Origin of the sequence: Bradyrhizobium acaciae, from assembly GCF_020889785.1 — a bacterium.
GTDB classification, from domain to species: domain Bacteria; phylum Pseudomonadota; class Alphaproteobacteria; order Rhizobiales; family Xanthobacteraceae; genus Bradyrhizobium; species Bradyrhizobium acaciae.
In genome coordinates, this window is sequence record NZ_JACMYK010000028.1 from 60,919 (window position 1) to 70,277 (window position 9,359).

General features: G+C 65.4%; 6 protein-coding genes and 1 riboswitch. Of the genes, 4 read left to right on the top strand and 2 right to left on the bottom strand.

The window, feature by feature from the left end; translation table 11 throughout:
• The first annotated feature begins 84 nt into the window (after positions 1-84).
• The 3 genes from H8A92_RS14505 (at position 85) to H8A92_RS14515 (ending at position 3,792) form a co-directional block, all read left to right on the top strand.
• The gene (locus H8A92_RS14505) at positions 85-1,812 is read left to right on the top strand and encodes an alpha/beta hydrolase family protein (RefSeq protein ID WP_229196445.1); all 1,728 of its coding nucleotides are present in this window, start codon (positions 85-87) and stop codon (positions 1,810-1,812) included.
• Between the two features lie 218 nt (positions 1,813-2,030).
• Positions 2,031-3,245, top strand: coding sequence for an NADP-dependent isocitrate dehydrogenase (locus H8A92_RS14510; protein ID WP_229196446.1), 1,215 nt, complete (start codon positions 2,031-2,033; stop codon positions 3,243-3,245).
• 37 nt (positions 3,246-3,282) lie between these two features.
• Complete coding sequence (locus tag H8A92_RS14515; protein ID WP_229196447.1) at positions 3,283-3,792, top strand: DUF3455 domain-containing protein; 510 nt, start codon at positions 3,283-3,285, stop codon at positions 3,790-3,792.
• Between the two features lie 272 nt (positions 3,793-4,064).
• On the opposite strand, the gene H8A92_RS14520 is transcribed toward H8A92_RS14515, so the two are convergent.
• Entirely contained in the window at positions 4,065-5,315 is a 1,251-nt protein-coding gene (locus H8A92_RS14520; RefSeq protein ID WP_229196451.1) for a cyclic nucleotide-gated ion channel, read from the bottom strand.
• 11 nt (positions 5,316-5,326) lie between these two features.
• Positions 5,327-8,017, bottom strand: a complete 2,691-nt coding sequence (gene alaS / locus H8A92_RS14525; protein WP_229196448.1) for an alanine--tRNA ligase — start codon at positions 8,015-8,017, stop codon at positions 5,327-5,329.
• A gap of 200 nt (positions 8,018-8,217) precedes the next feature.
• Positions 8,218-8,310, top strand: a riboswitch (glycine riboswitch).
• Between the two features lie 141 nt (positions 8,311-8,451).
• Between alaS and gcvT the strand changes: the two genes are divergently transcribed.
• On the top strand, positions 8,452-9,359 hold a 908-nt coding region (gene gcvT, locus H8A92_RS14530), incomplete at its 3' end, for a glycine cleavage system aminomethyltransferase GcvT (RefSeq protein ID WP_229196449.1).

A 9,359-nucleotide genomic window follows, 5' to 3' on the forward strand; every position in this document is an offset into this window, starting at 1 on the left:
CAACCAAAGCGAAGCTGTAAAGGCACGCTTGAGACGCCGGTTGAACGGCGGGGCGCTTGGGACGAAGCATTTGGGGGGACGACGATGCGGGGCAGATGGACGCTGGCGATTGTGGGCCTGATCTTGATCGTGGCGGGGGGCCTGCTCGCCCACCTCACGCAGACCGAAGGCGGCATCCGGATCGAGGATGTCAGGTTCAAGGGGGCCAAGGGCAACACCATGAGCGCCCTGCTCTACATCCCGCCGAATGCCACGCCGCAGATCCCGGCGCCCGGCATCCTCGCCGTCCACGGCTACATCAATTCGCGCGAGACCCAGGACGGCTTCGCCATCGAGTTCGCCCGCCGCGGCTATGTGGTGCTGGCGCTCGACCAGACCGGCCACGGCTACAGCGACCCGCCCTCCTTCGCCAACGGCTTCGGCGGACCTGACGGCCTCGCCTATCTCCGCGGCCTGCCATTCGTCGACAAGGACAACATCGGGCTCGAGGGCCATTCAATGGGCGGCTGGACCGTGCTGGCCGCCGCAGCAGCCATGCCCAATGACTACAAGTCGATGGTGCTGGAGGGCTCGTCGACCGGCAAGCCGTTCGCCGCCGAAGGCACCACGAGCTGGCCGCGCAACACCGCGCTGGTGTTCGCCCAATACGAGGAATTCCCCGAGTTGATGTGGGGCGTCGACCTCGCCCGCGACGTCACCACGAGCCCGAAACTCTGGGCGCTGTTCGGCACGCAAGGCGCGGTCGAGCCGGGCAAGGTCTACGGCGATGCGGCCGCCGGCACGGCGCGGGTGCTGTACACGCCGGCGATGACCCATCCGGCCGAGCACATCTCGCATGAGGCGATCGGCTACAGCCTCGACTGGTTCGCCAAGACGTTGAAGGGCGGCACGCCGCGTCCGGTCGACGACCAGATCTGGTTCCGCAAGGAGATCGCCACGCTCATCGCCCTCATCGGTTTCATTGCGCTGGTGATCGGGACGTTCGACGGGTTGCTGGAAGCGCCGATGTTCTCCCGCCTGCGGCTGCCGGCGGTGGCCGACGGCACCATGCCGCCGCATGAGGCGGCCAAGGGCCGGCGCTGGACCTCGGCGTTCATCCTGTCCGCCTTCATCCCGGCGCTGACCTATTATCCGGCCTTCGCGCTGGGCGGCACCTTCGTGGCCCCGAGTGCATTCCTGCCGCAGGGCATCACCAACCAGATCCTGGTCTGGGCCATCGTCAACGTCCTGATCACGCTGGCCCTGATGCCGTTCGCCCCGAAGCGCGCCACCCGGGCCGGGCTGGTCGGTCAATCCATCGTGATCGCGGTGGCCTCGGTCGCGGTGGGCTACGCCGCGCTGTGGCTCGCCGACCTCGCATTCAAGATCGACTTCAGGTTCTGGATCGTCGCACTCAAGTTGATGAGCGCGAAGCAGTTCCTCATCTTTCTGATCTATCTGATTCCGTTCACGGCGTTTTTCGTCGTGGCGCTGCACGTGCTGCACCGGAATTTCTCGACCATGGGTGCTCCGCGAGGGACGCTCTACCTCACCAACATCCTGGCGCTCACGTTCGGTTTCATCGTGTTGCTGGTGCTGCAATACGGCACGCTGTGGCTGACCGGAAAGCTCGTCAACCCGCTGCCGGACCCCGGCTTCGTGCCGCTCTCGACCATCGTCGCGATCCAGTTCGTGCCGCTGCTCGCGATCGTCGCCGTGATCGCGACCTTCACCTGGCGGCGGACCGGATCGAGCCTGCCCGGCGCCCTGATCGCGGGCCTGTTCGTGACCTGGTACATCGTGGCCGGGACCGCGACGCAGGTCCCGTTCTAGAGGGATTTCAAGCCGGAGCGGGCACCGGTTCGCGTGAAGAAAACCCGTCACAGAAAGAGGACCGAGAGCCGTCATCAGAATGGCGGTTCTCGATGAAATGATGGGCTGAAAGTGCATAACCGGTGCGCTTTCGCCCGTCCCCGGGCGGTGCTATAGCGCAGGCGTATTTTCCACCCCCGCCGTCAAAAGCGCGCCGTTCCCAAGAGGGCCTCCCCGTCATGGCAAAAATCAAGGTATCCAACCCCGTCGTCGAGCTCGATGGCGACGAGATGACCCGGATCATCTGGCAGCACATCAAGGACAAGCTGATCAACCCGTTCCTGGATGTCGAGCTGCTCTATTTCGATCTGGGCATGGAATACCGCGATGAAACCAACGACCAGGTGACCATCGACGCCGCCGAAGCCATCAAGAAGGTCGGCGTCGGCGTCAAATGCGCCACCATCACCCCCGACGAGGCCCGGGTGAAGGAATTCGGCCTCAAGCAGATGTGGAAGTCGCCGAACGGCACCATCCGCAACATCCTCGGCGGCGTGATCTTCCGCGAGCCGATCATATGCAAGAACGTGCCGCGCCTGGTTCCCGGCTGGACCAAGCCGATCATCATCGGCCGCCACGCCTATGGCGACCAGTACCGCGCCACCGACATCAAGTTCCCCGGCAAGGGCACGCTGTCGCTGAAGTTCGTCGGCGAGGACGGCACCGTGATCGAGCGCGAAGTGTTCAAGGCGCCCGGCGCCGGCGTCGCGATGGAGATGTACAATCTCGACGACTCCATCATCGATTTCGCCCGCGCCTCGCTCAACTACGGCCTGCTGCGCAACTACCCGGTCTATCTCTCGACCAAGAACACCATCCTCAAGGTCTATGACGGCCGCTTCAAGGACATCTTCCAGGACATCTACGACCGCGAGTTCAAGAAGGAATTCGAGGCCAAGGGCCTGACCTACGAGCACCGCCTGATCGACGACATGGTGGCCTCGGCGCTGAAGTGGTCCGGCGGCTATGTCTGGGCCTGTAAGAACTACGACGGCGACGTGCAGTCCGACACCGTGGCCCAGGGCTACGGCTCGCTCGGCCTGATGACCTCGGTGCTGCTGACGCCGGACGGCAAGACCGTTGAAGCCGAAGCCGCCCACGGTACCGTGACCCGTCACTACCGCGAGCACCAGAAGGGCAAGGAGACCTCGACCAACTCGATCGCGTCGATCTTCGCCTGGACCCGTGGCCTCGCCCATCGCGCCAAGCTCGACAACAATCCGGAGCTGGCGAAGTTCGCCACCACCCTGGAGAAGGTCTGCGTCGCAACCGTCGAGGACGGCTACATGACCAAGGACCTCGCGCTCTTGGTCGGCGCCGATCAGCGCTGGCTCTCGACCACCGGCTTCCTCGACAAGGTTGCCGAGAATCTCGGAAAGGCGATGGCGGCCTGAGGCCGCCGTTTCCGAACTGCAATAGCGAGCGTTCATCATGGCCCTTGTCAGAGCCGTTGCGATCGCATCCTTCCTGCTCACCGGGTCGGCGGCCCTCGCCGCCGATCCCTTGCCTCCCTTGCCCGACGCCGTCGCGGCGCCCGGCGAGATCCCGGTCCTGTCAGTCCATGCCGAGGGCGTGCAGGTCTATGAGTGCAAGCCGGTCACCGACGGCAAGCTCGCCTGGTCATTCCGCGAACCGGTCGCCACCCTGATCGCCGACGGCCGCACCGTCGGCCGCCACTATGCCGGCCCGAACTGGGAGCATGTCGACGGCAGCGCCGTCACTGCCCGTGCCGCCGGCACCGCGCCCGGCGCGACCCCTGCAGATATTCCCTGGCTGAAGCTCGAGGTGATCTCCCATCGCGGCAATGGCTTGTTCTCCAGCGTCGCCACCGTGCAGCGGATCAATACCTCCGGCGGCGAGCTCAACGGCTCCTGCGACAAGATCGGCGCACTGAAAAGCGCGGCGTACTCGGCGGATTACGTGTTCCTGCGCCGCGACTAGAGCGCGATGAGATTGGGTTAGATCGGCTTGGCGCGGTGTCGGTTCACCTCTCCCTGTGGGGAAGAGGTCGGATTGCGAAGCAATCCGGGTGAGGGCTCTCACTCTCTAGATAGACCGTAACCCCTCACCCGATTTGCTGCGCAAATCGACCTCTCCCAAGGGAGAGGTGAAGCTTCGATGCCGCTCCGGCTCAACCTAATCTCATCACGCTCCAGGCCAAAGCGTCTTCGAGCGAAGTGGGTACCGGTTCGCGTGAAGAAAACGCGTCAAAGCTAATCGCGGATGCCGCCGTCGGTCTCGTGCGGCGCCTGGGCGATTTCGGCGACAGCCAGGTCGCCACCGGCCGTGAGCGGGTCGGCGAGCCGCGCCTCCGCCGTCTCCCGGACATGCGTGGCGAGCGCCGGCATGCGCTCGATCAGGGCATGGAAGTCCTGCGCGTCGAGCAGCAGCAGCTTGGTCTTCCGCATCGCCGTCACCGTGCCGGAGCGGCTGGTCCGCCGGAGCAGCGCGATCTCGCCGAAGAATGCGCCATCAGACAACCGCACCCGCTGGTTCGGCAGGTCGATCTCGACCTCGCCGGCCGTGATGAAATACATCGACGATGCCGCATCGCCGCGCCGCACCAGCACCTCGCCCGCCTCGATGGTCTGCGAGCGCAACAACCGCATGATGTCGGCGATATCGGCCGCGTTGAGATGCGAGAACAGCGGCACCCGCGCCAGCATGCCCCAGGTCACGACGAAATCGCGGCGCCGGACCTCGTCGGCGAATGCGGTCGAGATGATCGCGACCGGCAGCGCGATCATCGCAAAGCCGACCACGATCGCGACCACCGTGACGATCCGCCCGAGCGGCGTCACCGGAACGACGTCGCCGTAACCGACGGTACCGAGCGTCACGATCGCCCACCACATCGCCTGCGGCATGGTGCCGAACTTGTCCGGCTGCACCTTGTGCTCGATGGCATAGAGCAATGAGGCGAACAGCAGCACCGCGCCGGTCAGGATCACCACGCAGCCGAACAGCGTGCGCCGCTCGGCATGCAGCGCCGCCAGCAGCGAGCGCATCGCGGTCGAATAGCGCACCAGCTTCAGGAACGGCAGCATGCCGAACAGCACCAGCGCGGTCTGGTCACCGATCGCAAGCGCGATGGCCGACGGCAGGAACGCAAGCAGGTCGATCACGCCGAGCGCCGAGAAGGCGTATTCCAGCCGCGCCTGCAGCGGCGTCACGTCGCGCAGCGAATGGCCTACCACGCTCCAGAGCCGCGCGGCATATTCCAGTGCGAAGGCGGCCACCGCCGCGATCTCGATCGCCGTCAGCAGCCAGCCGAACTGCGCGTCGATCTCGGGCACCGAGGCCAGGATCGCCGCCAGCACGTCGACAGCGATGATGGCGACGATGATCCCGGCAAACCGCGAGCCGCCCGAATGCGGCAGATCATTGCGTTCGAGCAGCTCGTAGAGACGCTCGCGCAGTCCGGGACCGCTGACCGTGGGCTTGAGCGGAGCCGTCGCCACGATCAGCCTCTCCGTCAGGCGCCGGCCGATGCTTGTTGAGTCATGGCCTGCTCGATCGCCGACAGCGCGGCGTCCGCCTTGGCGCCGTCGGGGCCGCCGGCCTGCGCCATGTCGGGTCGACCACCGCCACCCTTGCCGCCGAGCACCTCGGAGCCCTTGCGCACCAGCTCGACCGCGTTGAAGCGCGAGGTCAGGTCGGCGGTGACGCCGACCACGATGCCGGCCTTGCCGTCCTCGGTGACGCCGACGATCGCGACCACGCCCGAGCCGATCTGCTTCTTGCCGTCGTCGACCAGGCTCTTCAGGTCCTTGGTCTCGACGCCCTCGACCGCACGCGCGAGCAGCTTGACGTTGCCGACCTCGCGAACGCCGGAGGCTGCGCCGTTCGACGACGCTCCACCGCCGCCCATCGCGAGCTTCTTCCTGGCATCCGAGAGGTCGCGCTCGAGCTTCTTGCGCTCCTCCATCAGGGCTGTGATGCGCGCCGGGACGTCCTCGATCGTGGTGCGCAGCTCGGCCGCCGCGGTCTTCGCCAGTGCCATGGTGTCGTTGGCATGCTTGCGCGCGTGACGTCCGGTCAGCGCCTCGATGCGACGGACGCCGGAAGCCACAGCGCTTTCGCTGGTCACCGAAATCAGGCCGATGTCGCCGGTGCGGCGAACATGGGTGCCACCGCAGAGCTCGACCGACCAGCCGAGTGCGTTCTGGCCGTGCTCGCGGGCGCTCTTCCCCATCGAGACGACACGGACCTCGTCGCCGTATTTTTCGCCGAACAGCGCGCGCGCGCCGGCCTCGCGGGCATCGTCGACGCCCATCACCCGTGTCGTCACTTCGTCATTCTCGAGCACGACATCATTGGCGATGTCCTCGACCCGGGCGAGCTCTTCCGGCGTGATCGGCTTCGGATGGACGAAATCGAAGCGCAACCGATCGGGCGCGACCAGCGAGCCGCGTTGCGCGATATGATCGCCGAGCACCTGGCGCAGCGCCTCATGCAACAGATGCGTCGCCGAGTGGTTGGCGCGGATCGACGAACGCCTGGCGTGGTCGACCTCGAGCTGCAAGGCGGTGCCGACATTCAGCGTACCTTGCTCCACCGTGCCGACATGCACGAACAGATCGCCCGCCTTCTTCTGCATGTCGGTGACGCGGAACTTGACGCCCTCGCCGGTAAGGATGCCGATGTCGCCGACCTGGCCACCGGACTCCGCATAGAAGGGAGTCTGGTTCAGCACGATCGCGCCGCTCTCGCCGGCCTTGAGGCCCTCGACCTCGGCGCCATCCTTGAGCAATGCCGTGACCACGCCTTCCGCGCTCTCGGTCTCATAGCCGAGGAATTCGGTTGCACCGAGCTTCTCGCGCAGCGGAAACCAGATGGTCTCGGTCGCTGCCTCGCCCGATCCGGCCCAGGAGGCGCGCGCCTTCTCGCGCTGACGGTTCATCGCGTCGGTGAAAGATGCCTGGTCGACGCTGATGCCGCGCGACTTCAGCGCGTCCTGCGTCAGATCCAGCGGGAAACCGTAGGTGTCGTACAGCGTGAATGCGGTATCGCCGTCGAACATGTCGCCCTTCTTGAGGCCGGCGCTCTTCTCGTCGAGGATCGATAGGCCACGCACCAGAGTCTTGCGGAAGCGGGTCTCTTCGAGCTGCAGCGTCTCCTCGATCAGCTTCTCCGCGCGCACCAGGTCCGGATAGGCCTGGCCCATCTCGCGGACCAGCGCCCAGACCAGCCGATGCATCAAGGGCTCGCTCGCGCCGAGCAACTGCGCGTGGCGCATCGCGCGGCGCATGATCCGGCGCAGCACATAGCCGCGGCCCTCGTTCGACGGCAGCACGCCGTCGGCGATCAGGAACGCCGACGAGCGCAGGTGGTCGGCGATCACCCGGTACGACGCGACGTTCTGCGCGTTCGGCCCGTGGCCGAGCGCCGATCCGGCTGCATCGATCAGATGCCGGAACAGATCAGTCTCGAACACGCTCTCGACGCCCTGCAGGATGCAGGCCATGCGCTCCAGACCCATGCCGGTGTCGATCGAGGGACGCGGCAGCGCCACGCGCTCCTCCTTCGTCACCTGCTCGTATTGCATGAACACCAGGTTCCAGAACTCGAGGAAGCGATCGCCGTCCTCCTCCGGGCTGCCAGGAGGTCCGCCCCAGATGTGCTCGCCGCGATCGATGAAGATCTCGGAGCACGGACCGCACGGGCCGGTATCGCCCATCGCCCAGAAATTGTCCGAGGTCGGGATGCGGATGATGCGGTCGTCCGAGAAGCCCGCGATCTTCTTCCAGTAGCCCGCCGCCTCGTCGTCGGTGTGGTAGACGGTGACGAGCAGCTTGTCCTTCTTCAGCCCGAAATCCTTGGTGATCAGATTCCAGGCGAGCTCGATCGCGCGCTCCTTGAAGTAATCGCCGAACGAGAAGTTGCCGAGCATCTCGAAGAAGGTGAGATGGCGCGCGGTGTAGCCGACATTGTCGAGGTCGTTATGCTTGCCGCCGGCGCGCACGCACTTCTGCGACGTCGTGGCGCGCTGATAGCTGCGCTTCTCGACGCCGGTAAAGACGTTCTTGAACTGCACCATGCCGGCATTGGTGAACATCAGGGTCGGGTCGTTGCGCGGGACCAGCGGCGACGACGCCACGATCTCGTGGCCATTCTCCTTGAAGAAGTTCAGAAATGTCGACCTGATGTCGTTGACGCTGCTCATGTTCATCCAATCGGAAAAAGGGGCCGGCCAGCCGCAAAAAGGCGTCATTTTCCGGCCGAACGCTTTTAGACATTGCCAGCTGCGGTGTCCAGAAACTGTGCAGGCGGATCATGGGCTTGCCGCAACAGCACAAAGCCCGTTGATAGTCGTCCGAGTGCGTTGACAGCCTTGGCGGGGCCGTGTTTTGGTCCTACCTGTAAGTAGTCACGTCGGGAGAGACTGGCCCTGCCCTGGGCCGGCGCCGAAGGAGCAACCGCCCCGGAAACTCTCAGGCAAAAGGACCGCGTGACGTCTGACATCTGGAAAGAGGCGCTGGGGTTCTCCCCGATGCGTCCGCCGACGGGATAATACTCTCAGGCACAGCGACAGATGGGGCTTTCTGCAGGTTTCTCAAGGGGAAATAGGTCCCCGGCGGGAACCGCGAGGGCCCTGTGATGCGTGCGCACGAAAACTCCCCTCTGAAACAGACCCCGCTGCACGCGCTGCATCTGGCGCGCAGCGCCAGGATGGTGCCGTTCGCCGGCTATGACATGCCGGTGCAATACACGGCCGGCGTGCTGAAAGAGCACCTGCACACCCGCAAGGACGCCGGCCTGTTCGACGTGTCCCACATGGGACAGCTCGTGCTGAAGGCCAAATCCGGCAAGGTCGCTGACGCGGCGCTGGCGCTGGAAAAACTGGTGCCGCAGGACATCGCCGGCATCGCGCCGGGACGCCAGCGCTACGCGCAATTCACCAACAATGACGGCGGTCTGCTCGACGACCTGATGGTCGCGAATTTCGGCGATCATTTATTCCTGGTGGTCAACGCTGCCTGCAAGGAAGAGGACGAGGCGCATCTCCGCGCAAATCTCTCGGACACTTGCGAAATCGTGTCGCTGGCCGACCGCGCGCTGATCGCGCTGCAGGGACCGAAGGCCGAATCGGCGCTGGCCAAACTTTGTCCAGATGTCAGTTCGATGAAATTCATGGACGCCGGCCCACGCCGTGTCGCCGACATCGACTGCTTCGTCTCGCGCTCCGGCTACACCGGCGAGGACGGCTTTGAGATTTCCGTGCCCGCGGACAAGGCGGAAGCCCTGGTCACGGCACTGCTGGGCAATCCCGACGTGCTGCCGATCGGGCTCGGCGCACGTGACAGCCTGCGGCTCGAAGCCGGGCTTTGCCTGTACGGCCACGATATCGACACCACGACGACGCCGGTCGAAGGCGCGCTGGAATGGTCGGTGCAGAAAGTCCGCCGCAGCGGCGGCGCCCGCGCCGGCGGCTTCCCGGGTGCCGACAAAATCCTCGCGCAATTCACTCATGGCGCGGCCCGCCGCCGCGTCGGCTTAAGGCCCGA

Bases quoted from the DNA above. Each gene is read 5' to 3' on its own strand.
- H8A92_RS14515 (WP_229196447.1), top strand. From the start codon at position 3,283: ATGGCCCTTGTCAGAGCCGTTGCGATCGCATCCTTCCTGCTCACCGGG.
- H8A92_RS14510 (WP_229196446.1), top strand. From the start codon at position 2,031: ATGGCAAAAATCAAGGTATCCAACCCCGTCGTCGAGCTCGATGGCGAC.
- H8A92_RS14505 (WP_229196445.1), top strand. From the start codon at position 85: ATGCGGGGCAGATGGACGCTGGCGATTGTGGGCCTGATCTTGATCGTG.
- alaS (WP_229196448.1), bottom strand. From the start codon at position 8,017: ATGAGCAGCGTCAACGACATCAGGTCGACATTTCTGAACTTCTTCAAG.